Source organism: Citrobacter braakii (genome assembly GCF_009648935.1).
Taxonomy (GTDB): Bacteria; Pseudomonadota; Gammaproteobacteria; order Enterobacterales; family Enterobacteriaceae; genus Citrobacter; species Citrobacter braakii.
This window is the reverse complement of sequence record NZ_CP045771.1, coordinates 610,843-635,964: the sequence shown is the minus strand read 5'-3', so window position 1 is coordinate 635,964 and position 25,122 is coordinate 610,843. Positions and strand designations below refer to the sequence as shown.

The 25,122-nt window shown below is 52.9% G+C and carries 23 protein-coding genes; 18 read left to right on the top strand and 5 right to left on the bottom strand.

All coding sequences use genetic code 11. The annotated features are described in order from the left end of the window. Positions 1 to 174 precede the first annotated feature (174 nt). The 4 genes from GFC06_RS02910 (at position 175) to ubiA (ending at position 4,158) form a co-directional block, all read left to right on the top strand. Complete coding sequence (locus tag GFC06_RS02910) at positions 175 to 1,533, top strand: maltoporin (protein ID WP_016155344.1); 1,359 nt, start codon at positions 175 to 177, stop codon at positions 1,531 to 1,533. A gap of 113 nt (positions 1,534 to 1,646) precedes the next feature. Next, positions 1,647 to 2,594 (top strand): maltose operon protein MalM, encoded by a 948-nt coding sequence (gene malM / locus GFC06_RS02905; RefSeq protein WP_016155345.1) that lies wholly within the window; start codon positions 1,647 to 1,649, stop codon positions 2,592 to 2,594. A 180-nt stretch (positions 2,595 to 2,774) separates the two neighbouring features. Then, entirely contained in the window at positions 2,775 to 3,272 is a 498-nt protein-coding gene (gene ubiC / locus GFC06_RS02900; protein WP_016155346.1) for a chorismate lyase, read from the top strand. A gap of 13 nt (positions 3,273 to 3,285) precedes the next feature. Then, on the top strand, positions 3,286 to 4,158 hold the full coding sequence (gene ubiA / locus GFC06_RS02895; RefSeq protein ID WP_003826589.1) for a 4-hydroxybenzoate octaprenyltransferase: 873 nt from the start codon (positions 3,286 to 3,288) through the stop codon (positions 4,156 to 4,158). Between the two features lie 60 nt (positions 4,159 to 4,218). Here the strand turns inward: ubiA and plsB are convergent, their stop codons facing one another. Next, a complete protein-coding gene (plsB, locus tag GFC06_RS02890) occupies positions 4,219 to 6,639 on the bottom strand; it encodes a glycerol-3-phosphate 1-O-acyltransferase PlsB (protein ID WP_047499542.1) in 2,421 nt (806 codons plus the stop codon). Positions 6,640 to 6,810: 171 nt separating this feature from the next. Between plsB and GFC06_RS02885 the strand changes: the two genes are divergently transcribed. From GFC06_RS02885 to GFC06_RS02870, 4 genes are all read left to right on the top strand, one after another. Further along, a complete protein-coding gene (locus GFC06_RS02885; RefSeq protein ID WP_003826594.1) occupies positions 6,811 to 7,179 on the top strand; it encodes a diacylglycerol kinase in 369 nt (122 codons plus the stop codon). 109 nt (positions 7,180 to 7,288) lie between these two features. Beyond that, positions 7,289 to 7,897, top strand: coding sequence for a transcriptional repressor LexA (lexA, locus tag GFC06_RS02880; protein ID WP_003826596.1), 609 nt, complete (start codon positions 7,289 to 7,291; stop codon positions 7,895 to 7,897). Between the two features lie 134 nt (positions 7,898 to 8,031). Then, a complete protein-coding gene (dinF, locus tag GFC06_RS02875) occupies positions 8,032 to 9,351 on the top strand; it encodes an MATE family efflux transporter DinF (protein WP_049041229.1) in 1,320 nt (439 codons plus the stop codon). Between the two features lie 135 nt (positions 9,352 to 9,486). Further along, on the top strand, positions 9,487 to 9,696 hold the full coding sequence (locus GFC06_RS02870) for a CsbD family protein (protein WP_019077869.1): 210 nt from the start codon (positions 9,487 to 9,489) through the stop codon (positions 9,694 to 9,696). A 48-nt stretch (positions 9,697 to 9,744) separates the two neighbouring features. On the opposite strand, the gene zur is transcribed toward GFC06_RS02870, so the two are convergent. Then, positions 9,745 to 10,263, bottom strand: a complete 519-nt coding sequence (gene zur, locus GFC06_RS02865; RefSeq protein ID WP_003031709.1) for a zinc uptake transcriptional repressor Zur — start codon at positions 10,261 to 10,263, stop codon at positions 9,745 to 9,747. Positions 10,264 to 10,378: 115 nt separating this feature from the next. On the opposite strand from zur, the gene GFC06_RS02860 reads away from it, so the two are divergent. The 3 genes from GFC06_RS02860 (at position 10,379) to pspG (ending at position 12,349) form a co-directional block, all read left to right on the top strand. After that, positions 10,379 to 10,867, top strand: a complete 489-nt coding sequence (locus GFC06_RS02860; protein WP_016155350.1) for a cupin domain-containing protein — start codon at positions 10,379 to 10,381, stop codon at positions 10,865 to 10,867. Between the two features lie 107 nt (positions 10,868 to 10,974). Next, positions 10,975 to 11,973 (top strand): tRNA dihydrouridine(20/20a) synthase DusA, encoded by a 999-nt coding sequence (gene dusA / locus GFC06_RS02855; RefSeq protein ID WP_153689822.1) that lies wholly within the window; start codon positions 10,975 to 10,977, stop codon positions 11,971 to 11,973. A gap of 133 nt (positions 11,974 to 12,106) precedes the next feature. After that, on the top strand, positions 12,107 to 12,349 hold the full coding sequence (pspG, locus tag GFC06_RS02850; protein ID WP_016155352.1) for an envelope stress response protein PspG: 243 nt from the start codon (positions 12,107 to 12,109) through the stop codon (positions 12,347 to 12,349). Between the two features lie 232 nt (positions 12,350 to 12,581). Here the strand turns inward: pspG and GFC06_RS02845 are convergent, their stop codons facing one another. Next, a complete protein-coding gene (locus tag GFC06_RS02845; protein ID WP_141876101.1) occupies positions 12,582 to 13,565 on the bottom strand; it encodes a quinone oxidoreductase in 984 nt (327 codons plus the stop codon). Between the two features lie 64 nt (positions 13,566 to 13,629). On the opposite strand from GFC06_RS02845, the gene dnaB reads away from it, so the two are divergent. The 5 genes from dnaB (at position 13,630) to GFC06_RS02820 (ending at position 18,941) form a co-directional block, all read left to right on the top strand. Continuing rightward, positions 13,630 to 15,045, top strand: coding sequence for a replicative DNA helicase (dnaB, locus tag GFC06_RS02840; RefSeq protein ID WP_003826610.1), 1,416 nt, complete (start codon positions 13,630 to 13,632; stop codon positions 15,043 to 15,045). 47 nt (positions 15,046 to 15,092) lie between these two features. After that, positions 15,093 to 16,172 carry an alanine racemase gene (gene alr, locus GFC06_RS02835; RefSeq protein ID WP_016155354.1) on the top strand — a complete coding sequence of 360 codons (1,080 nt, stop codon included), beginning with the start codon at positions 15,093 to 15,095 and terminating at the stop codon, positions 16,170 to 16,172. Positions 16,173 to 16,301: 129 nt separating this feature from the next. Further along, positions 16,302 to 17,495, top strand: coding sequence for an aromatic amino acid transaminase (tyrB, locus tag GFC06_RS02830; protein ID WP_153689821.1), 1,194 nt, complete (start codon positions 16,302 to 16,304; stop codon positions 17,493 to 17,495). 249 nt (positions 17,496 to 17,744) lie between these two features. Further along, complete coding sequence (gene aphA / locus GFC06_RS02825; protein ID WP_153689820.1) at positions 17,745 to 18,458, top strand: acid phosphatase AphA; 714 nt, start codon at positions 17,745 to 17,747, stop codon at positions 18,456 to 18,458. Positions 18,459 to 18,584: 126 nt separating this feature from the next. Beyond that, positions 18,585 to 18,941, top strand: a complete 357-nt coding sequence (locus tag GFC06_RS02820; protein ID WP_016155357.1) for an MmcQ/YjbR family DNA-binding protein — start codon at positions 18,585 to 18,587, stop codon at positions 18,939 to 18,941. Between the two features lie 94 nt (positions 18,942 to 19,035). Here the strand turns inward: GFC06_RS02820 and uvrA are convergent, their stop codons facing one another. Continuing rightward, positions 19,036 to 21,858 (bottom strand): excinuclease ABC subunit UvrA, encoded by a 2,823-nt coding sequence (gene uvrA / locus GFC06_RS02815; RefSeq protein ID WP_016155358.1) that lies wholly within the window; start codon positions 21,856 to 21,858, stop codon positions 19,036 to 19,038. Positions 21,859 to 22,109: 251 nt separating this feature from the next. Here uvrA and ssb1 point away from each other — a divergent pair, with 251 nt between their 5' ends. Then, positions 22,110 to 22,634 carry a single-stranded DNA-binding protein SSB1 gene (gene ssb1 / locus GFC06_RS02810; protein WP_003826621.1) on the top strand — a complete coding sequence of 175 codons (525 nt, stop codon included), beginning with the start codon at positions 22,110 to 22,112 and terminating at the stop codon, positions 22,632 to 22,634. 66 nt (positions 22,635 to 22,700) lie between these two features. On the opposite strand, the gene GFC06_RS02805 is transcribed toward ssb1, so the two are convergent. Then, entirely contained in the window at positions 22,701 to 22,982 is a 282-nt protein-coding gene (locus GFC06_RS02805; RefSeq protein ID WP_016155360.1) for a YjcB family protein, read from the bottom strand. Positions 22,983 to 23,533: 551 nt separating this feature from the next. On the opposite strand from GFC06_RS02805, the gene GFC06_RS02800 reads away from it, so the two are divergent. Continuing rightward, a complete protein-coding gene (locus GFC06_RS02800; RefSeq protein WP_047499546.1) occupies positions 23,534 to 25,120 on the top strand; it encodes an EAL domain-containing protein in 1,587 nt (528 codons plus the stop codon). Positions 25,121 to 25,122: the final 2 nt, after the last annotated feature.

Genomic DNA, 25,122 nt, shown 5'->3' with positions numbered 1-25,122 from the left:
TCCCCATAAAAAACGAAACGCAAAGCCATTCGAAGCTACATCGAGGCGGCAAGTAAATGAATCCCCGGGAGTGTACAAAGAGTACGCGACTGGGGTGAAAGAACGCAGCCAACAAAGAGGCAGCCCGAAGGGGGACGCGTTTAAAGAAAAGCAATGATCTCAGGAGATAGAACGATGATTACTCTGCGCAAACTCCCTCTGGCGGTTGCTGTAGCAGCAGGCATTATGTCTGTTCAGGCAATGGCTGTAGATTTCCACGGTTACGCTCGTTCCGGTATTGGCTGGACAGGGAGTGGCGGTGAACAACAGTGTTTCCAGGCAACCGGTGCACAAAGTAAATACCGTCTCGGTAACGAATGTGAAACCTATGCGGAAATCAAATTAGGTCAGGAAGTGTGGAAAGAAGGCGATAAGAGCTTCTACTTCGACACCAACGTTGCTTACTCCGTCGCACAGCAGAATGACTGGGAAGGCACAGACCCGGCATTCCGTGAAGCAAACGTGCAGGGTAAAAACCTGATCGAATGGCTGCCAGGCTCCACTATCTGGGCCGGTAAGCGCTTCTACCAGCGTCATGACGTACACATGATCGACTTCTACTACTGGGATATTTCAGGTCCTGGCGCCGGTATTGAAAACATCGATCTGGGCTTCGGTAAACTGTCTTTGGCAGCGAGCCGTTCACAGGAAGCGGGTGGTTCATACGCTTTCAGCAGCCAGAATATCTATGATCGTACCAAAGACACCGCGAACGATGTCTTTGACGTTCGTTTAGCGCAGTTGGCAACTAACCCGGATGGGATGTTGGAACTGGGCGTTGACTATGGTCGCGCGAATACCACCGATGATTACAGGCTGGCGGACGGCGCATCTAAAGATGGTTGGATGTTCACCGCTGAACATACCCAGAGCATGCTGAAGGGCTACAACAAGTTTGTCGTTCAGTACGCCACAGATTCCATGACCACCCAGGGCAAAGGCCTGAACCAGGGTTCTTATGGTTCTTCCACTACGACCATTGAAGATCCCGTTACTGGCGTTAAAACCAACTATGCCAACAACGTTGTGAATAACAACGGTAGCCTGTTCCGCGTGCTGGACCACGGTGCAATCTCCCTGGGCGACAAGTGGGACCTGATGTACGTCGGTATGTACCAGAACCTCGACATGGATAACGACCTGGGGACCGAATGGTACACCGTCGGTATTCGCCCGATGTATAAATGGACGCCAATCATGAGCACCCTGCTGGAAGTCGGTTACGACAACGTCAAATCTCAGCAGACCAGCGATCGCAACAGCCAGTACAAAATCACCCTGGCCCAACAATGGCAGGCGGGTGACAGCATCTGGTCTCGTCCGGCAATCCGCGTCTTCGCAACCTATGCAAAATGGGATGAAGAGTGGGGTTACATCAAAAATGGTAACGACGTAACCAAATTCGCAGCGGCAACGAACTCTGGCCTCAGCACAACCAGCCGTGGCGACAACGATGAGTGGTCCTTCGGTGCCCAGATGGAAATCTGGTGGTAATTCAGCACTAACCTGACGTAAAGACCGAAAGAGGGGCGCAAGCCCCTCTTGATTACGGTTTAGCGCGCTATTGCCTGGCTACCGCTGAACCCATGCTATCTGAGGTGATAACAATGAAAATGAAGAAAAGTCTCGTTGCCCTTTGTTTATCTGCAGGGTTATTTGCCAGCGCTCCTGGCATCAGCCTGGCCGATGTGAATATTGTTCCGCAGAACACCACCGCGGCCCCATCTATTCCCACTGCGGCGCTGCAGCAGTTAACCTGGACGCCTGTTGATCAATCCAAAACCCAGTCTTCGCCGCTTGCGACAGCGGGTCAGCGTCTGGATGTCGCCGGTATTACTGGCCCGGTCGCTGCGTATAGCGTCCCGGCGAATATTGGCGAGCTCACCCTGACGCTGTCCAGTGAAGTGAATAAACAAACCAGCGTATTTGCGCCAAACGTATTAATTCTTGACCAAAACATGACGCCATCTGCGTTCTTCCCCAGCAGCTATTTTACCTACCAGGAGCCCGGCGTGATGAGTGCCGATCGTCTGGAAGGGGTAATGCGTCTGACGCCAGCGCTGGGTCAGCAAAAACTCTATGTTTTGGTCTTTACCACTGATAAAGATCTCCAGCAGACCACAACCCTGCTTGACCCGGCAAAAGCCTATGCCAAGGGCGTAGGTAACGCTATTCCGGATATTCCAGACCCGATCGCCCGTCATACCACCGACGGTTTACTGAAACTGAAAGTCAAAACCAGCTCCTCCTCCAGTGTTCTGGTCGGGCCGCTGTTTGGTTCATCCGGCCCTGGTCCTGTCACGGTGGGCAATACCGCCGCACCTGCGGTGACCTATGCGGCTCCGGCAGCAGCCGTTGCTGCTCCAGCGCCACAACCGGTGAAGAAAAGTGAGCCGATGCTGAACGACACGGAAAGTTATTTTAACCAGGGCATTAAGGATGCCGTTGCGAAAGGCGATGTCGATAAAGCGCTGAAGCTGCTTGATGAAGCTGAGCGTCTGGGATCCAAATCTGCCCGATCCACCTTTATCAGCAGTGTAAAAGGCAAGGGGTAAACATCGCCCCGCATTGTTGATTTTGCAACAACTGGTGCGTCTCCTGGCGCACCTTTTTTTATCCTTCGGTGCTAATTGTTACACTTATGTTGCTCTGGCGATCACTTAATTGTGTTTGCTCACCCCGTAATGCATTTTCTGCGATACAATGCCTTCAAGTTATAAATCGGAGAGTAAGGCATGCCACACCCTGCGTTAACGCAACTGCGTGCGCTGCGTTATTTTGATGCGATCCCGGCGCTGGACGCCCAACTGCTCGACTGGTTGTTACTGGAAGATTCCATGACTAAACGTTTTGAGCAGCAGGGAAAACAGGTCACCGTAACGTTGATTCGCGAAGCATTCGTTGGGCAAAATGAGGTGCCTGAAGAGCTGCCGCTGCTGCCTAAAGAGTCCCGTTATTGGTTACGTGAAATCCTGTTATGCGCGGATGGTGAACCCTGGCTTGCCGGGCGGACCGTGGTGCCTGAATCAACCTTGTGCGGCCCTGAGCTGGCCTTACAAAATCTGGGGAAAACCCCGCTCGGACGTTACCTGTTTACATCATCGACATTGACCCGAGATTTTATTGAGATTGGCCGCGATGCAGCGCTGTGGGGGCGCCGTTCCCGCCTGCGGCTGAGCGGTAAGCCGCTGATGCTTACCGAGCTTTTTCTACCTGCATCGCCGTTGTACTGAGAGGAAGATAAAGATGGAGTGGAGTCTGACGCAGAATAAGCTGCTGGCATTTCACCGCTTGATGCGTACGGATAAGCCAATCGGTGCCTTACTGCTGCTCTGGCCTACGCTGTGGGCATTGTGGGTGGCAACCCCAGGCATGCCGCAATTGTGGATCCTGGCGGTTTTTGTTGCTGGCGTTTGGTTAATGCGCGCTGCCGGCTGCGTGGTGAATGATTATGCCGACAGGAAATTTGACGGACACGTTAAACGCACCGCAAATCGCCCGCTGCCGAGCGGGGCCGTCACTGAAAAAGAGGCCCGAACGCTGTTCGTCGTATTGGTACTGCTGGCCTTCCTGCTGGTTTTGACGCTCAACACGATGACCATTTTGTTGTCCGTTGCGGCGTTAGCGCTGGCGTGGGTTTACCCGTTCATGAAACGCTATACGCACCTGCCGCAGGTGGTGCTGGGGGCGGCGTTTGGCTGGTCGATCCCGATGGCGTTCGCCGCCGTGAGCGAGTCCGTACCGCTGAGCTGCTGGCTGATGTTCCTTGCCAATATTCTCTGGGCGGTGGCCTACGACACCCAATATGCGATGGTTGACCGCGATGATGACCTGAAGATCGGCATTAAATCGACCGCGATTCTGTTCGGTCAAAACGACAAGCTGATCATTGGTATCCTGCAGGTGGGCGTACTGGTGCTGATGGCGCTGGTGGGTTGGCTAAACGGGCTGGGACTGGGTTATTACTGGTCTCTGCTGGTGGCCGGCGCGCTGTTTGTATATCAGCAGAAACTGATCGTCAATCGCGAGCGTGATGCCTGTTTTAAAGCGTTTATGAACAATAACTACGTCGGTCTGGTGCTGTTCTTAGGGCTGGCGATGAGCTACTGGCATTTTTGAGTTTGGCTTAGCCTGCAAAATAAAAAACCGGTCATTTCATTTCGACCGGTTTTTTTATGCTTACTCGCCCTGTGTGGCACTCTCGATGGTCAGACGCACATCTGACGTGACCAGTTCGGCCAACATCTGATAGATCTTCATCGTCTCTTCCGGTTCGGCATCTCCGGTATCGCTGATGAATCCCTCGTCACGCAGCGTCAGCACCAGAGAGCTGAACACGGCTTTATCGAAGAATTCCGGCGCGTTAATGCCGTGCAGTACGGAGAGGCGTTGCGCCACGGTGCGGCTCTCTTTCTCCAGCGTGCCACGGTTGATAGACGGGTTCGCGCTCAGCAGCCAGAAGGTAATGGCGTAGCGTTGCAACGTCTCGCGAGCACCTGCCGCCAACAGCTGTAGCGTACGGGAGCGGGCCGGATTGATATGCAGTTCGTCATCGTTCAGGGCGATCAGTCCCTGGCGCTGCATTTCGCTGGCCAGTTCGTCAATCACTCCGGTGAGTTCATCACGCTCCCAACGTAAGAACAGCTCTGCTTTCAGCATCGGATACAGCGCATCAATATGCTGCTGTAGCGCGGCGCGTGAAATACGACGATGCTGAGTCACAATGGCTGCCATTAACGAAGGCAGAACCAGCATATGCGCAATGTTGTTGCGGTAATAGGTCATCAATACCGCCTGCTCGCGCGGCAGAATGATGATGTCACCGATGGTGTCTTTCTCGACCTCAAACTTATTCATCTGTAAGGCATGGTCGATCAATTCACTGGCGCTCTGCGCAGGAACCGTACAATCTGCCGCATACGGCACGTTGCGCAGCAGACTCAGATAGCAGTCGAGCTGTTCAGTCAGTTGCTCACGGGTCAGAGAGCGCTGGCGGGAGGCCAACAGCGCGGTACAGCACAGGTTCATGGCATTGGCCGCGCCTGCATTGTTAATGCGTACCATCAGATCGGCGGCAATGCTATTCACCGTCGGCGTCAGCCAGGCCGGACGGATGGACTCGATAGGATCGATCGATTCACGCCACTCCGGTACATGCTGGTTGAGGTAAGTCATCAATGGCATCGGTTCGCCAAAGTTGACATAACCCTGACCCAGATTACGCAGCTTGCTCAAGCCACGCAGCATTTGCGGCAAACTCTCTTTCTCTTTCGTCGCGCCACGCAGCTCTTTCGCGTACGTGCCCACTTCCATTACGTGCTCGTAGCCGATGTAGATGGGTACGAGGGTAATCGGACGCGTACCGCCGCGCAGCATCGCCTGAATGGTCATCGACAGCGTGCCGGTTTTCGGGTCGAGCAGACGCCCGGTACGTGAACGGCCTCCTTCGACAAAGTATTCAACCGAGTAGCCGCGGCTGAACAACTCGCCCAGGTATTCGCGGAAAACGGTGGAATAGAGCTTGTTGCCCTTGAAGGTACGACGAATAAAGAACGCGCCCAGACGACGGAAAATCGGACCTGCTGGCCAGAAGTTCAGGTTGATACCGGCAGCGATGTGCGGCGGAACCAGCCCCTGGTGGTACAGAACGTACGACAGCAGCATATAGTCCATATGGCTGCGGTGGCACGGAACATAGACGATTTCGTGCCCATCGTGCGCCAACTGACGTACACGCTCCGCATTGTGAACGTTAATCCCCTGATACAGACGGTTCCAGGTAAAGCCCAGAATACGGTCTGTCAGACGAATCATCTCGTAGGAGAAGTTGGCGGCAATCTCTTCCATCAGCGCAATGGCATTTTGCTGCGCTTTTTCGTGGGAGATTTTTTTACTGCGCGCTTCATCTTCTACCGCGCGAGCGATAGCTTTTGAGGCCAGCAGCTTATTGAACAGGTCCTGGCGGGCAGGGAGGCGCGGGCCGACTGCGGCCAGACGCTGACGAGCAAAGTGCATGCGCGCCACGCGAGCCAGCTTCTGAGCGATGATTTTATCCGTACCGTGTTCGTCCGCCATGCGACGCAGGGAGACCGATGGGGAGAAGCGGACAAAACTGTCGCGACCCAGCCAGGACACAGCAAAGAATTTCTGTACGCCGTTCAGCATGCGCAGCGGCGGATTGACCTCGCCTTTTTCACGCCCAGGCGCACGGCCAAACATCACCGAAACCGGCACCATTTGCACATCCAGGTCTGGATTGCTGCGATGCAAGTCGAGATAGTTATGGAACAGCTTAATGGACTCTTCTTTCGGCGTGTAATAGGTGAACACGCGCGGGCCGCCGTGAATAAACACGTAGCGCGGCAGCAGAGTTCCGTCTATCTCCAGCGGTTCCAGGGGATCCGGGAGATCGTGCACCAGACATTGGGCACGCAGCGTCAGCAAGTCTGCTTTTGAATTGTACGGTAGGACGTACATAATGGGACGCGAAGTATCGAGCCCCAATTCCGGGGCAGGTTCTGCCGGAATAGACTTGCTTTTTACCAGGACGCTTAATGGTAAATTCAGTAATTTGTAGTAAATTCGTGGCCAGCCGGACATAAACGATGTAAAGCCTCTGGTTAATAATGCAAATGCGCTGCAAGGATATCAGAAAGTTTAGTGAATTTCTGGTGTATCCGGTCATACTTCGCGCTGCTTTGCCACACCCTGAAACAAACGGGGTAACGTTACAATGACATTGACGCTAATAATGTAAAAAGGTTCTTTTTGATGGCCAATAATACCACTGGATTCACCCGAATTATCAAAGCTGCAGGCTATTCCTGGAAAGGTTTTCGCGCCGCATGGATCAATGAGGCGGCATTCCGCCAGGAAAGCGTTGCCGTACTGTTGGGCGTAGCCATCGCCTGCTGGCTGGACGTCGACGCCATTACCCGCGTGCTGTTGATTGGTTCCGTGATGCTGGTGATGATCGTTGAAATCCTCAACAGTGCGATTGAGGCGGTGGTTGACCGTATTGGCTCTGAGTATCACGAACTTTCCGGTCGGGCGAAAGATATGGGCTCGGCAGCGGTATTGCTGTCTATTTTTGTCGCTCTGATCACCTGGGGCATCCTGTTGTGGTCGCATTTGCGATAAAGATTCCACAACTGCATAAATCTCCTGTTTTTTGTGCAGTTTGCGGTTCCAAAATCACCTTTAGCTGTATATACTCACAGCATAACTGTATATACACCCAGGGGGCGGAATGAAAGCGTTAACGGCCAGGCAGCAAGAGGTGTTTGATCTCATTAGGGATCACATCAGCCAGACAGGTATGCCACCGACGCGTGCGGAGATCGCGCAGCGTTTGGGGTTCCGTTCCCCAAACGCCGCTGAAGAACACCTGAAAGCGCTTGCGCGTAAAGGCGTTCTTGAAATTGTATCCGGCGCATCGCGCGGTATTCGACTGCTGCAGGAAGAAGAAGAAGGGTTACCGCTTGTCGGACGCGTAGCGGCAGGCGAGCCACTGCTGGCGCAGCAGCACATCGAAGGCCACTATCAGGTCGATCCTTCACTGTTCAAACCGAACGCCGATTTTCTGCTGCGCGTTAGCGGTATGTCGATGAAAGACATCGGTATTATGGACGGTGATTTACTGGCTGTGCATAAAACTCAGGATGTGCGTAACGGTCAGGTTGTTGTTGCCCGTATCGACGACGAAGTCACCGTTAAGCGCCTGAAAAAGCAGGGCAACAAGGTTGAACTCCTGCCTGAAAACAGCGAATTTAAACCTATTGTTGTCGACCTGCGCGAGCAAAACTTCACTATTGAAGGGTTGGCGGTAGGCGTCATTCGTAACGGTGAATGGCTGTAATTTTCTGTTGATTACCTGTCGGCCGGATAAGACGTTTACGTCGCTATCCGGCAACTTGCCCGGTGGCGCTACGCTTACCGGGCCTACACAGCATCTTTTTTCAGTATATCTAACTTCTTCTCAGGCTCTCCTGTATGCCTTTCTTTACCTCTTCTGATAAAGCACTCTGGCACCTCGCCTTACCGATGATCTTCTCCAATATCACCGTTCCCCTGTTGGGACTGGTGGACACCGCGGTGATTGGTCATCTGGACAGTCCGGTCTATCTTGGCGGCGTTGCTGTTGGCGCCACGGCGACCAGCTTTCTCTTTATGCTGCTGCTTTTTTTGCGCATGAGTACCACCGGCCTTACCGCGCAGGCATTTGGCGCGAAAAATCCGCAGGCGCTGGCGCGCGCGTTGGTGCAGCCGCTATTGCTGGCGCTGGGCGCGGGGCTGCTTATCGCACTGTTCCGTACGCCGATTATCGATCTGGCTCTGCACATTGTCGGCGGAAGTGAGGCGGTACTGGAGCAGGCCCGACGTTTTCTGGAAATCCGCTGGTTAAGCGCACCCGCGTCGCTGGCGAATCTGGTGCTGCTCGGCTGGCTGCTTGGCGTTCAGTATGCGCGCGCGCCAGTTATCCTGTTGATTGTCGGAAATATTCTCAACATTGTGCTCGATTTATGGCTGGTAATGGGCCTGCATATGAACGTGCAGGGGGCGGCGTTGGCGACGGTGATTGCCGAATATGCCACGCTGCTGATTGGCCTGATGATGGTACGCAAAGTCCTGCATATGCGTGGAATTTCGCTGGCAATGTTGAAGCTGGCGTGGCGTGGCAACTTCCGTCGTTTACTGGCGCTCAACCGCGACATCATGCTGCGTTCGCTGCTGCTACAGCTCTGCTTTGGGGCCATTACGGTTCTGGGCGCGCGTTTGGGAGGCGACATCATCGCGGTTAACGCCGTTCTGATGACTCTGCTGACGTTTACCGCCTACGCGCTGGATGGATTTGCCTATGCTGTGGAAGCGCATTCGGGTCAGGCCTATGGGGCGAGGGATGGCAGCCAGTTGCTTGATGTCTGGCGGGCGGCCTGTCGACAGTCCGGTATTGTGGCTATTCTGTTTTCGCTGGTTTACGCCCTGTTTGGCGAGCAGATTGTTGCGCTGCTGACCTCGCTGCCGCAAATCCAACTGTTGGCCGATCGCTATCTTTTCTGGCAGGTGGTTTTGCCGCTGGTGGGAGTGTGGTGTTATCTGCTCGACGGTATGTTTATTGGAGCGACACGGGCTGCAGAAATGCGCAACAGTATGGCCGTTGCCGCAGCAGGGTTCGCATTAACGCTACTGGCTTTACCGTTGCTGGGAAATCATGGTTTGTGGCTGGCGTTAACCGTTTTTCTCGCGCTGCGTGGGCTTTCCCTGGCCTTTATCTGGCGGCGTCACTGGCGTAATGGAACCTGGTTTGCCTGAACGGATGGTTAAAAATTCCGAATAGTAAATAAAACCCAGAATCCCTGACTACACTTATTCTCACGTCCAGCAAAAACAGCATGTGTCTGGACATGGCACTCTCGCTATTCACAACCTAACGATGAGGACTTGATGATGAATAAAGACGAAGTCGGCGGTAACTGGAAGCAGTTTAAAGGTAAAGTGAAAGAGCAATGGGGCAAACTGACCGATGATGATATGACGGTCATTGAAGGTAAACGTGACCAACTGGTCGGTAAAGTCCAGGAGCGTTACGGTTACGCGAAAGATCAGGCGGAGAAAGAAGTGACCGATTGGGAAAAACGTAATGATTACCGCTGGTAATTAACCCTTCCCTCCTGAGAGTACAAGGATGTACGCTCTCCCACCCGCTTAACGCCCAACTTTCTTCTTCACCTGAATCGTATGGTCATGCTGGCATTCGCCAGGGTGACGACATGACTCAACCTCCACACAGGCCGGGCATAGTCCGTGGGCTTCAATAACGTTATGTCGCAGGGCAAAGCCCATTTTTGCTGCCAGCGTATGCATGATGTCTTCCACGCCTTCCGCGCACTCTTCTTTTACCACACCACAGCGGTCGCAAATGAACATTGCGGAACTGTGAGTTGGCTGATCGAACAGATGGCAAAGCACATAGCTGTTGGTGGATTCCACCTTGTGCACAAACCCTTGTTCCAGCAGAAAATCAAGCGCACGATACACGGTCGGCGGCTTGGCCTGCGGCTCGGTTTCCCGCAACAGGTCAAGTAGGTCGTAAGCGCTGATTGCGCCTTCCTGCAGGCTCATCAGGCGCAGCACTTCGAGGCGTTGTGGCGTAAGCCGTACGTTGCGTTGCGCACAGAGTTTTTCAGCTTGAGCCAATAACTCCTGCGTGGTGGTTTTGTCCATTTGGCGCCTCGATTTGCGTGCAAGGTTAATCCCTTACTTTAACATGTTCTGTTTAAAACACCGAGATCCACCGCGGTGTGCTATACCTGACCCATCGCAATACTGGAAAATAATCATGAAAAGACCCGATTGTATTCGTCACTGGCGTGAAGTTGAGGGGGCTGATGACTCCACCTATCCCGACAGCGATGAGCTGTTTTCCATAGGTGCGCCGCTTGCCCGCAAGCTGGGGTTAGGGCGACTCGGCATTCATCATGAGCGCCTGCCGCCGGGCCGACGCACCTCGTATCCGCACGCTGAAAGTGATGAGGAAGAGTTTATCTATGTGCTGGAGGGATATCCTGAAGCCTGGATTAACGGTTATTTATGGAAGCTGGAGCCGGGCGACAGCGTCGGTTTCCCGGCGGGCACCGGCGTGTGTCACACCTTTATCAATAACACCAGTGAAGAGGTTCGTCTGCTGGTCGTGGGTGAGGCGAACAAAAAATACAATCGTATTTATTATCCGCTTAATCCGGTTTATGCCGCCACGCGTGAGGACCGTTGGGTCGACCATCCGCCGCAGTTTTTTGGATCTCACGACGGAAAACCGGGGCGTAAATAGCGCTTGTCGGGGAGCAGGGAGGGGGAACCGCGAGGATGTGGCTCACTATCGTAACGGTCTATGCTATAGTAGCGCCCCTTTTTTAACCGGATGCTTGAATATTCGCCATGCTGCCTGAATCTCAGTCTACCGCTTTTCCCGCTCATCGTTTTTCTATCGCGCCGATGCTCGACTGGACGGACAGACATTGCCGCTACTTTTTGCGCTTACTGTCCAGCCAGACGCTGCTCTACACGGAGATGGTAACCACCGGCGCGATCATTCATGGTAAAGGCGATTATCTGGCGTATAGCGAAGAAGAACATCCGGTCGCTTTGCAACTGGGCGGGAGCGATCCGGCTGCGCTGGCGCAGTGCGCAAAGCTTGCTGAACAACGGGGCTATGACGAAATTAACCTCAACGTGGGTTGCCCTTCCGACCGTGTACAGAATGGAATGTTTGGTGCCTGTCTGATGGGGAATGCGCAACTGGTCGCTGATTGCGTCAAAGCGATGCGCGATGTGGTATCGATTCCGGTAACGGTGAAAACCCGTATCGGTATTGATGACCAGGACAGCTACGAATTCCTGTGCGATTTCATCAACACGGTCTCCGGTAACGGTGAATGTGAGATGTTTATCATCCACGCCCGCAAGGCCTGGCTGTCCGGGCTAAGCCCGAAAGAAAACCGCGAAATCCCACCGCTGGATTATGACCGTGTTTATCAGCTAAAGCGCGATTTTCCGCATCTGACGATGTCGATCAACGGTGGCATAAAATCGCTGGAAGAAGCGAAAATCCATCTGCAACATATGGATGGCGTGATGGTGGGGCGCGAAGCTTATCAAAACCCAGGCATTCTGGCGTCCGTTGACCGCGAGATTTTTGCTGTCACCAGCGAAGATGCCGATCCGGTCGCCGTAGTGCGTGCGATGTATCCATATATTGAGCGTGAACTGAGTAAAGGAACCTATTTGGGGCATGTCACGCGCCATATGCTGGGACTGTTTCAGGGGATTCCTGGGGCACGGCAGTGGCGTCGCTATCTGAGCGAAAATGCGCATAAAGCCGGGGCAGATATTGAGGTTCTGGAACATGCGCTGAAGCTGGTGGCAGACAAATGTTAAGTTTTCACCAAAAGTTAGTGAATTTCACCACGCCCTGCGCTTCGTCGCGGGGCGTTTGCTTTATAAATCAATATATTAATTTTGGCATGTTTCTTGTAAAGCTGTGGAGAGTATTTCATTTCGGGAGAGAGCCATGCTGGAACTACTTTTTGTGATTGGATTTTTTATAATGCTGATGGTCACCGGCGTATCTTTGCTGGGAGTGCTGGCCGCATTGGTGGTAGCCACTGTGGTGATGTTTTTGGGCGGACTATTTGCGTTGATGATTAAACTGTTGCCCTGGCTGTTATTGGCCGTTGCCGTGGTGTGGGTTATCAAGGCGATAAAAGCGCCAAAAGTCCCACAGTATCAGCGCAATAACCGCCGATTTTACTAAGGTATTGAGCGGTGTGTCACAACCTGCAACATTGCCTTTAGAAGCAAATAGGAATTGATTATCAAATCTGTCACTATTGCCAGGTTAACGAATTCATCGAGCTGTACCCTACATACAGCCGAACTAAAAAAAGAAAGGGCTTCCTACGGGAAGCCCTAATTCTTTCTTGCCCCTTCATAATTCAAACCGCAGGTTTGTTGGCGGCTTGAATTATTTAACGGAAATGAGGGCGTTACGGGATCAGCAAACTCGACCCCTGTGTGGCCCGGCTTTCCAGCACTTCATGAGCATGCTGCGCGTCGTGCAGTGCGAACGTCTGGCCCGGTGCGACATCCACTTTGATCACTCCGCTGGCAATCAGCGAGAAAAGCTCATTGCTGGCTTCGGTTAATTCATGGTGGTTGGTGATGTAACCCTGGAGTGAAGGGCGAGTCACGTACAGCGAACCTTTCTGATTCAGAATGCCTAAGTTAACGCCAGTCACCGGTCCGGAAGCATTACCAAAGCTGACCATGAGCCCCCGGCGCTGCAGGCAATCCAGTGAGGCTTCCCAGGTATCTTTCCCCACCGAGTCATACACCACCCGCACTTTTTTACCGCCAGTGATCTCTTTTACACGTTCTACAATGCTCTCTTCACGATAGTTAATGACCTGCCATGCGCCGGCCTGCAGCGCAATTTGCGCTTTTTGCGCATTACCGACGGTGCCAATCAGCTTCGCACCCAATGCTTTTGCCCACTGGCAGGCAATCATACCGACGCCGCCTGCTGCCGCATGGAACAAAAATGGTTCATCGGGCTGAATTTCATAGGTCTTACGCAACAGATAAAAAACGGTGAGCCCTTTAAGAAATGAGGCTGCAGCTTGTTCAAACGAGATAGCGTTGGGCAAAATAGCGGTTTTATCAGCCGGGACGTTATGCACTGAGCTGTAGGCGCCCAGGGGAGACTGAGCGTAAACCACGCGATCGCCGGCTTTAATGTGCGTCACTTTGCTACCGACTTTACTGACCACGCCTGCGGCTTCGGTACCCAGACCGCTGGGTAGAGAAGGCGGCGGATAAAGACCACTGCGGATATAGGTGTCGATATAGTTGATCCCAATCGCTTTGTTCTCGACCTGGATTTCATTTTCCGCCGGGTCTACGGGCGTAAACTCCACAGCCTTGAGTACATCAGGGCCACCATGCTTGTGAAATTCAATACGTGTTGCCATGCTTCCTCCAAAAGAAATGTGGTAATCTTTCGACCCAATCATTATCTCGGTAACTCCATTCACTATGGCAGGAAATAAACCCTTCAACAAACAACAGACTGATGCTCGTGAGCGCGATCCCCAGGTCGCCGGGCTGAAAGTACCGCCGCACTCGATTGAAGCGGAACAGTCGGTGTTGGGCGGTTTAATGCTGGATAACGAACGCTGGGACGATGTGGCCGAGCGTGTGGTGGCGGAAGATTTTTATACCCGACCGCACCGGCACATCTTCACCGAAATGCATCGCCTGCAGGAGATGGGAAAACCCATCGATCTGATCACGCTCGCAGAATCGCTGGAAGTTCAGGGACAACTGGACAGCGTCGGCGGTTTTGCTTACCTGGCTGAGTTATCTAAAAATACGCCAAGTGCAGCGAACATTAGTGCCTATGCGGATATTGTCCGCGAACGTGCCGTTGTTCGTGACATGATTTCGGTGGCGAACGAGATCGCGGAAGCCGGGTTTGATCCGCAAGGCCGTTCCAGTGAAGATCTGCTGGACCTCGCGGAATCCCGCGTCTTTAAAATTGCTGAAAGTCGCGCCAACAAAGACGAAGGTCCGAAAAATATTACCGATGTGCTCGACGCTACCGTCGCGCGTATCGAACAGTTGTTCCAGCAACCACACGATGGTGTCACCGGGGTCAACACCGGTTATGACGACCTCAATAAAAAGACTGCTGGTTTGCAGCCGTCAGACTTAATTATCGTCGCCGCGCGTCCGTCGATGGGTAAAACGACATTTGCAATGAACCTCGTCGAAAATGCGGCGATGCTGCAAGATAAGCCGGTTCTTATCTTTAGTCTTGAAATGCCCTCAGAACAGATCATGATGCGTTCCCTGGCCTCACTCTCACGTGTAGACCAAACCAAAATCCGTACCGGTCAACTGGATGATGAAGACTGGGCGCGAATTTCCGGAACAATGGGTATTTTGCTGGAGAAACGAAACATCTATATTGATGACTCCTCCGGCCTGACGCCAACGGAAGTGCGCTCACGTGCCCGTCGTATCGCCCGCGAACACGGTGGTATCGGACTTATCATGATCGACTACCTGCAACTGATGCGCGTGCCGTCGCTCTCCGACAACCGTACGCTGGAAATTGCTGAAATTTCCCGCTCGCTGAAAGCGTTAGCGAAAGAACTGCATGTGCCGGTGGTGGCGCTGTCGCAGCTTAACCGCTCTCTGGAACAACGCGCCGATAAGCGTCCGGTCAACTCGGATCTGCGTGAGTCCGGCTCCATCGAGCAGGATGCCGACTTAATCATGTTTATCTATCGTGATGAGGTTTATCACGAAAACAGCGACTTGAAAGGCATCGCCGAGATCATTATCGGTAAACAGCGTAACGGCCCGATCGGTACGGTGCGCCTGACGTTTAACGGTCAGTGGTCGCGCTTCGATAACTATGCTGGCCCGCAGTACGACGACGAATAACAATACTGAATCAGGTTACTCAAGCAAATACTTATCAAGGAATACAAATGCAAGCGGCAACTGTAGTCATTAACCGCCGCGCTCTGCGACACAACCTGCAACGTCTGCGTGAACTGGCTCCAGCCAGTAAACTGGTTGCGGTCGTGAAAGCGAACGCTTACGGCCATGGTCTGTTAGAGACCGCGCGAACGCTCCCCGATGCGGACGCTTTTGGTGTCGCTCGTCTTGAAGAAGCCCTGCGGTTGCGAGCGGGAGGGATCACGCAGCCCATCCTGCTGCTGGAAGGATTTTTTGATGCTTCCGATCTGCCGACTATCTCCGCGCAGCGTCTGCATACTGCCGTCCACAACCAGGAGCAGCTTGAAGCTCTGGAAGCCGCGGTACTGGCTGAACCGGTCACCGTCTGGATGAAGCTCGACACGGGAATGCACCGTCTGGGCGTGCGTCCGGAGCAGGCCGAGGCGTTTTATCAGCGCTTGACGCAATGCGAAAACGTGCGCCAGCCGGTCAATATCGTCAGCCACTTTGCGCGCGCGGACGAGCCTGAGTGCGGTGCGACCGAAAAGCAGCTCGATATCTTCAATAGCTTTTGCGCAGGTAAACCGGGTCAGCGTTCGATCGCCGCGTCGGGTGGTATTCTGCTGTGGCCGCAGTCTCACTTCGACTGGGCGCGTCCGGGGCTGATTCTGTATGGCGTATCGCCGTTGGAAAACCACTCTATCGGTGCTGATTTTGGCTGCCAGCCGGTGATGTCGCTGACTTCCAGCCTGATTGCGGTGCGTGAACACAAAGCGGGCGAGCCGGTTGGCTATGGTGGAACCTGGCTGAGCGAGCGCGACACGCGTCTGGGCGTGGTGGCGATGGGCTATGGCGATGGTTATCCGCGCGCTGCACCGTCTGGGACACCGGTACTGGTCAATGGCCGTGAAGTGCCGATCGTCGGTCGCGTCGCGATGGATATGATTTGCGTCGATTTAGGTCCCGAGGCGCAGGATAAAGCCGGCGATTCGGTTATCCTGTGGGGTGAAGGCCTGCCCGTTGAACGCATTGCTGAAATGACGAAAGTAAGTGCTTACGAACTTATCACGCGCCTGACCTCAAGGGTGGCAATGAAGTATATCGATTAAGTTCATGATGTGCCGGATAAGGCGGTTACGCCGCCATCCGGCAATATTCCTCTCAACATCCTCTCGATCTTCTCCCGCTTCCGGTTTATTGTGTTCTTAACCCCTGCCTGTAAACCTGGAGAACCACACGTGTTTCAAAAAGTTGACGCCTACGCTGGCGACCCGATTTTATCGCTCATGGAGCGTTTCAAAGACGATTCACGTAGCGACAAAGTGAACCTCAGCATCGGTCTGTACTACAACGAAGACGGCATTATTCCTCAGCTTAAAGCGGTGGCAGAAGCGGAAGCCCGACTGAATGCCAAACCGCATGGCGCTTCGCTGTATCTGCCGATGGAAGGCCTGAACACTTATCGCCATACTATTGCGCCGCTGCTGTTTGGCGCAGAGCATCCGGTTCTCCAGCAGCAGCGCGTCGCAACGATTCAGACGCTGGGCGGCTCCGGTGCGCTAAAGGTTGGCGCAGACTTCCTGAAACGCTATTTCCCTGATTCTGCCGTGTGGGTCAGCGATCCGACCTGGGAAAACCACATCGCGATTTTTGAAGGTGCTGGGTTCGAAGTAAGTACTTACCCCTGGTATGACGACACCACCAATGGCGTGCGTTTCAACGACCTGCTGGCCACGCTGAACACCTTACCGGCGCGCAGCATCGTACTGCTGCATCCATGCTGCCATAACCCGACGGGTGCGGATTTAACTCCCGCGCAATGGGATGGTGTCATTGAGATCCTGAAAGCTCGCGATCTGATCCCGTTCCTGGATATTGCTTACCAGGGTTTCGGCGGCGGAATGGAAGACGATGCCTATGCGATCCGCGCCATTGCCAGCGCCGGATTGCCTGCACTGGTCAGCAACTCATTCTCGAAGATTTTCTCTTTGTACGGCGAACGTGTCGGCGGACTTTCAGTGGTCTGTGAAGACGCTGATGCCGCCAGCCGCGTTCTGGGGCAGCTAAAAGCGACGGTGCGTCGTAACTATTCCAGCCCGCCAAACTTTGGTGCGCAGGTCGTGGCCGCGGTGTTGGGTGATGACGCGCTGAAAGCCAACTGGCTGGCGGAAGTCGAAGAGATGCGTACCCGTATTCTGGCGATGCGCCAGGCGCTGGTTAACGTATTGAATGCGGAGATCCCTGGTCGTAACTTTGATTACCTGCTGCAACAGCGCGGGATGTTCAGCTATACCGGGCTCAGCGCTGCTCAGGTCGATCGCCTGCGCGATGAGTTCGGTGTGTACCTGATAGCCAGCGGTCGTATGTGCGTGGCCGGGTTGAATCACGGTAACGTGCAGCGGGTGGCGAAGGCATTTGCCGCCGTCATGTAACCGGGTTTTTAGGCCTGATAAGCGTCGCGCCATCAGGCATTGTATTGCCGGATTGAGGTGTAATCATCTTATCCGGCCTACTTTCTTTCACCGTGCTTTTGGTCTGTTTTCCAATGTGATCATGCTCTTTTTCCAGGACAAAACCAGAGAAAATCCTTCCTTTCCCTCCCCCTAAGGGGTAAGGTCAGATAGTTTTTTGACCAGTTGTTAATAAAAAAATGATAACTAACTGACTACTTAGGGAAAAATATGCGCAAGTTTACGTTGGCACTGAGTGCCATTTGTTTATTGTTCACGCTAAATCAGCCGGCCCAGGCGTTAGTTTCCTCTCCCTCTCAGCTTAATCCAGGCACCAACGTTGCAAAACTCGCTGAGCAGGCACCCATTCACTGGGTCTCCGTGGCACAAATTGAAAACAGCCTGACCGGACGCCCGCCGATGGCCGTCGGGTTTGATATCGATGACACCGTCCTCTTTTCCAGCCCAGGCTTCTGGCGCGGAAAAAAAACGTATTCTCCGGACAGTGAGGATTACCTGAAAAATCCGGCCTTCTGGGAAAAAATGAACAATGGCTGGGACGAATTCAGCATTCCGAAAGAAGTGGCGCGTCAGTTGATTGATATGCACGTGCGTCGCGGCGACAGCATCTTTTTCGTAACCGGGCGTAGCCAGACGAAGACCGAAACGGTGTCGAAAACGCTGTCCGATAACTTTCACATCCCGGCCGGCAATATGAACCCGGTCATTTTTGCCGGTGATAAGCCGGGCCAGAATACGAAAACGCAGTGGCTGCAGGATAAAAATATCCGTATGTTCTACGGCGACTCTGATAATGACATTACCGCCGCCCGAGATGTGGGTATTCGCGGTATTCGTATTTTACGCGCTTCTAACTCCACTTATAAACCGTTGCCACAGGCTGGCGCGTTTGGTGAAGAGGTGATCGTCAACTCGGAGTATTGAGGACGTTGCTTGCGGTTGTTGTTTTTTTAAACAAATTTGCGTTACCTGCTTTTACCTTTTGCGGACTTGCTGCACACTGAATAAAAGATGTTCTCATTAGGCAATATGCTGGTAAGGGGAATTAAGATGACGAATTCGGAGTTGCTGCAATACTGCATGGCAAAAATGGGCGCCGAGCAGAGCGTACACAGTGACTGGAAGGCCACTCAAATCAAAGTCGAAGATGTGCTTTTTGCCATGGTAAAAGAGGTGGAAGAACGCCCGGCGGTGTCACTGAAAACCAGCCCGGAACTGGCAGAGTTGTTACGTCAGCAGCATAGCGATGTACGGCCAAGCCGGCATCTCAATAAGGCGCACTGGAGTACGGTGTATCTGGACGGCTCGCTGCCTGATTCGCAAATCTACTACCTGGTAGACGCCTCTTATCAGCAGGCCGTAAACACGCTGCCGGAAGATAAACGCCGGATACTGGCGCAGTCCTGATCTGTTTTCCGCAATGAGGCGCCAGCGCCTTATCCGGCCTACAAGCAATTATGCATATTTTGTAGGCCTGATAAGCGTAGCGCCATCGGCATGATTACAACAGTGGTTTGAGGAAACGGGCCGTGTGTGAGGCTTCACACTCAGCGACTGTTTCTGGTGTGCCTGAAACCAGAATTTCCCCGCCGCCGCTGCCGCCTTCCGGACCGAGATCGACAATCCAGTCAGCGGTTTTTATCACGTCCAGATTGTGCTCAATCACTACGATGGTGTTGCCCTGATCCCGGAGCTGATGCAGCACGTCCAGCAGTTGCTGAATATCCGCAAAATGCAGACCGGTGGTCGGTTCGTCGAGAATATACAGCGTTTGACCGGTACCGCGTTTGGACAGTTCACGCGCCAGCTTCACGCGCTGCGCTTCACCGCCCGAGAGCGTGGTGGCGGACTGACCCAGTCGAATGTACGTCAGACCCACGTCCATCAGCGTTTGCAGCTTACGCGCCAGCGCCGGAACGGCATCGAAGAACTCACGCGCTTCTTCAATCGTCATATCCAGCACTTCGTGGATAGTCTTGCCCTTGTACTTAATCTCCAGAGTTTCGCGGTTATAGCGCTTGCCTTTACACTGATCGCACGGCACGTAGATATCCGGCAGAAAGTGCATTTCGACTTTGATCACGCCGTCGCCCTGACAGGCTTCACAGCGTCCGCCGCGGACGTTAAAGCTGAAACGACCCGGAGTATAACCGCGGGCACGTGACTCCGGCACACCGGCAAACAGTTCGCGCACTGGCGTAAACACGCCGGTGTAGGTTGCCGGGTTAGAGCGCGGCGTACGGCCAATCGGGCTTTGGTCAATGTCGATCACTTTGTCGAAATGTTCCAGACCCTGAACATCACGATATGGCGCGGGTTCAGCCAGCGTGGCGCCGTTCAGCGCCGTCTGCGCAATCGGGAACAGCGTGTCGTTAATTAGCGTCGATTTACCCGAACCGGAAACACCGGTAATGCAGGTAAATAAACCAACCGGCAGCGTCAGGGTGACATCTTTCAGGTTGTTACCGCGCGCGCCGGTCAGCTTCAACACTTTTTCCGGGTCTGCCGCCACGCGCTGTTTCGGCACTTCAATCTTGCGCTTACCGCTCATGTACTGGCCGGTCAGCGACTCAGGCACGGCCATGATATCTTTTAGCGTACCTTCGGCGACCACCTGGCCGCCGTGAACGCCCGCGCCGGGGCCGATGTCGATGACGTGGTCAGCGGCGCGAATCGCGTCTTCATCATGCTCAACCACAATGACGGTATTGCCCAGATTACGCAGGTGGATAAGCGTACCCAGCAGACGCTCGTTATCGCGCTGATGCAGACCGATAGACGGTTCATCCAGTACATACATTACGCCGACCAGACCTGCGCCGATCTGGCTTGCCAGACGAATACGCTGGGCTTCGCCGCCGGAGAGCGTTTCTGCTGAACGCGACAGCGTCAGATAGTTGAGGCCGACGTTGACCAGGAACTTCAGACGATCGCCAATCTCTTTGAGAATTTTCTCTGCAATCTTCGCTCGCTGACCCGCAAGCTTCAGGTTGTTGAAGAAATCCATGGCGTGACCGATGCTCATGTCGGAAATCGCGGGCAGTGGTGTATTTTCGACAAATACGTGGCGGGCTTCCCGGCGTAAACGCGTCCCCTCACAGCTGGCGCACGGTCGGTTGCTAATGAACTTGGCTAATTCTTCACGTACCGCGCTGGATTCCGTCTCTTTATAACGGCGCTCCATATTGTGCAATACGCCTTCGAACGGATGGCGGCGTACGGACGTATCGCCGCGATCGTTCATGTATTTAAATTCGATATTCTCTTTACCGGAACCGTACAGCACCACTTTATGCACGGCAGGGTTCAGGCTGGCCCATGGGGCTTCGACGTCGAATTTATAGTGTTCCGCCAGTGACTTAAGCATCTGGAAGTAATAGAAGTTACGGCGATCCCAGCCGCGGATAGCACCACCGGCCAGCGACAGTTCCGGATTTTGGATCACACGGTCAGGATCGAAATACTGCTGCACGCCGAGACCGTCACAGGTCGGGCATGCGCCCGCTGGGTTATTGAACGAGAACAGACGTGGTTCCAGCTCGCGCATGCTGTAGCCGCAGATCGGGCAGGCGAAGTTGGCGGAGAACAGCAACTCTTCCGCTTTCGGATCGTCCATATCGGCGACCACCGCCGTACCACCGGACAGTTCCAGCGCGGTTTCAAAGGATTCAGCCAGTCGCTGGGTGAGATCGTCGCGTACTTTAAAGCGGTCAATCACCACTTCAATAGTGTGTTTCTTTTGCAGTTCAAGCTTGGGCGGATCGGAAAGGTCGCACACTTCACCGTCGATACGGGCGCGGATATAGCCCTGGCCTGCCAGGTTTTCCAGCGTTTTAGTATGCTCGCCTTTACGCTCTTTAATCACCGGCGCCAGCAGCATCAGACGTTTGCCTTCCGGCTGCGACAGAACGTTGTCCACCATCTGGCTAACGGTCTGGGCCGCCAGGGGAACGTCGTGATCCGGGCAGCGCGGTTCGCCAACGCGGGCAAACAACAGGCGCAGATAGTCGTGAATTTCGGTAATCGTACCTACCGTGGATCGCGGGTTGTGGGATGTCGATTTTTGTTCAATTGAGATGGCGGGAGACAGCCCCTCAATGTGGTCGACATCCGGCTTTTCCATCAGCGACAGAAACTGACGCGCGTACGCGGAAAGGGATTCAACGTAACGACGCTGCCCTTCGGCATACAAGGTGTCGAAAGCGAGCGAAGATTTGCCTGAGCCCGAAAGCCCGGTGACGACAATCAGCTTGTCGCGCGGGATGACGAGGTTGATGTTTTTGAGATTATGGGTGCGGGCGCCCCGAACTTCGATCTTATCCATTCATCTTTCCCGGATTAAACGCTTTTTTGCCTGGCTGCATGGTGCTACCGGCGATCACAAACGGTTAATTATGACACAACCTGACCTGAATGGATATACAGTATTGGAATGCAAAACGCAGATGCCTGTGCAACAATGTCTGTCTGGGGTTGTTTACTGGAATCGATCTCGCAACGTAGTAAAAGCGCTATTGGAAATGCTACAATCCCGCGCTTACACTTATTCAGTAACGTTTTTCAGGAGACACGATCATGGCCAGCAGAGGCGTAAACAAGGTGATTCTCGTCGGTAATCTGGGCCAGGACCCGGAAGTACGCTATATGCCGAATGGTGGCGCAGTTGCCAACATTACGCTGGCTACTTCCGAATCCTGGCGTGATAAAGCGACCGGCGAAATGAAAGAGCAGACTGAATGGCACCGTGTGGTGCTGTTCGGCAAACTGGCGGAAGTTGCCAGCGAATATCTGCGTAAAGGTTCCCAGGTCTATATCGAAGGTCAGCTGCGTACCCGCAAATGGACCGATCAATCCGGCGTAGAAAAGTACACCACTGAAGTTGTGGTTAACGTTGGCGGCACCATGCAAATGCTGGGCGGTCGTCAGGGTGGTGGTGCTCCGGCAGGTGGCGGCCAGCAGCAGGGTGGTTGGGGTCAGCCTCAGCAGCCGCAAGGTGGCAATCAGTTCAGCGGCGGCGCGCAGTCTCGCCCGCAGCAGTCGGCTCCGGCAGCGCCGTCTAATGAGCCGCCGATGGATTTCGACGACGATATTCCGTTCTAATCCTTCTGCTTTTCGCTGAAAATTATGGCTACCTCAGGACTGAGGTAGCCATATGCAATTCTGTTATCAGTTCAACACCATCGGCCAGTCTGGCGGTGTATGGCTCATCACTTCAACCATTACGGTTTCAATGTTCTTCCAGATTGCGGACATATCCACCAGGGTTATGCCGAGTAATCCGGTCGCAAACCAGCAGGCAAAAACCAGCCCTAAACCGCTGCTAATGACGGCCAGGCCAATATAATCTGATTTACGAAAACGGATATTGAGCGTACTGGCTAAAAACATCAGCACTGCACTGAGTAATTGCCACCGCAGAAGAACCACGCCAGTTGTTATCGTTGCCATGAAAAACGTCCTCAGAAAGTCTGGATGCCCAGGACAGCGCGGGGGTGTTCACCGAGGGTGTAGTACTCTGGCTATCGACGGGCAATAACATGAATGAAACATCGTTTCTGTTACATGATTTTTGTGAACTATATCACATATGCTCGTTTGTTCACCAGTGTTGGACGTATTTTTTGCAGGATGATAACCATGTTAAATATGTGGTTATATTCAAGGAAGCAATGATACTAAATAATCAACTCTAAAGATGCATTTGCGTTACCTGTTTTATTTATCCTAAATTAATCGTTAAAAAAATCTAATGAATTTCTTAAATAAAGCCAGGATAGTGCTTATAAAAAATTACTCCTTGGGGATAATAACGTTATGAAATAAGCATAACTTTAAGTTTGCCTTACGGAAAAATAATATCATCATCAACTATTATCAGACTTTTACATAGAGAAGTCTGTTGCTAATACTGATAGATTCATGCAACTTAATCAGTCGGTGTTTATAGCATCTTGCCTTAATGGGTTCTGGCATATACGAAACAGGGAAACAGGGCTGACATGAATCACAGTGCGCGACGCAAGATACTGAAGTTCCTCGGAACATTCATGGTGGTATTGCTCCCCGTGGTGCTGGCGTTATGGTTTGCTCAAATCCGGGCAATGTCCGAAACCCGTAATCAACTTCGCTCTTTTGCGCAACTGGTGTTAAATAAAACTGAATTGGTGATCCAACAAGCCGATTTAGCGCGAGATATGGCCCTGTTGTATCAAGGTAAGATGTGTACCCCGGCACATCAGAAAAATATGCTAGATATTATTCGTGGTCGTTTATATATCAGCGAGCTAATTTATGCGCAGGGCGATCATTTTTTGTGCTCTACGTCGATGGCGCCGCCAGTCGCCTATATTATGCCGACCGCCGACTATAAACGTACGCCGGACATCTCCATCTATTACTATCGCGATACCCCCTTTTTCGCTGGCTACAGAATGACGTATATGCAACGTGGAAACTACGTTGCCGTCATCAACCCATTATCTTACAGCGAAGTTATGTCAGATGACCCGGACCTGTCCTGGGGCGTGTATGACACGGTAACGGGTACTTTTTTCTCTGCCAGCGAAGGGGCGCCTATTGCGCAGTTATTGCCGTTGGTGCGCGGTGAAGCCTCAACCTTCCAGTTGGACGATCGCTTCTACACCAAAGTGCATTCAGAAAAACGCCCGATTGCGATTATTGTGTCGACCTCGGATAAACGCATACATTCGATTTTCTATCATGAGGCTGCGTTAACGATTCCTTTCGGGATTATCTGCAGCATCCTGATGCTGTTAATGTGGTGGCGCACGCGTCAGGAATACTTATCTCCCCGCCGCTTGTTAAAACGAGCAATCAAAAAACGTCAACTGTGTCTGCACTACCAGCCGATCATTGATATCGAAAACGGTCAGTGCGTAGGGGCTGAGGCTCTGCTGCGCTGGCCGGGCTGTGATGGTGAAGTAATGAGCCCAACCGAGTTTATTCCACTGGCTGAAAAAGAGGGAATGATTGAGCGGATCACGGATTACGTGATTGAAGAGGTGTTCAACGATTTAGGATATTTTCTTTCGGCGCATCCTCAGCTTTATATCTCGATAAACCTCTCTGCTTCTGACTTTCATTCATCCCGACTTATTGCCCTGATTACCGACAAAAACCGTGAGTACTCTGTGGCGGCTCAGCAAATTAAAGTCGAGGTGACGGAACGCGGATTTATTGATGTAGATAAAATGACCGCGGTAATCCAGGCGTTTCGTCAGGCGGGTTATGAAGTGGCGTTTGATGATTTTGGGACGGGATATTCCAATCTACACAATTTATCCGCGTTGAATATCGATATCCTGAAGATCGACAAATCATTTATTAGTACGTTGTCCACCAACAGCACCAGTCACCTGATTGCCGAACATATCATCGAAATGGCGCAAAGCTTACACCTGAAGATGATTGCGGAAGGGGTAGAGACGGTTGAGCAAATCGAGTGGCTGCGCGAACGTGGCGTACAGTATTGTCAGGGCTGGTATTTTGCGAAGGCGCTGCCGCCACAGGAGTTCATGCACTGGATACAACGGTCGCCCGCCATACTGACGCAGAGCGGGCAATAATC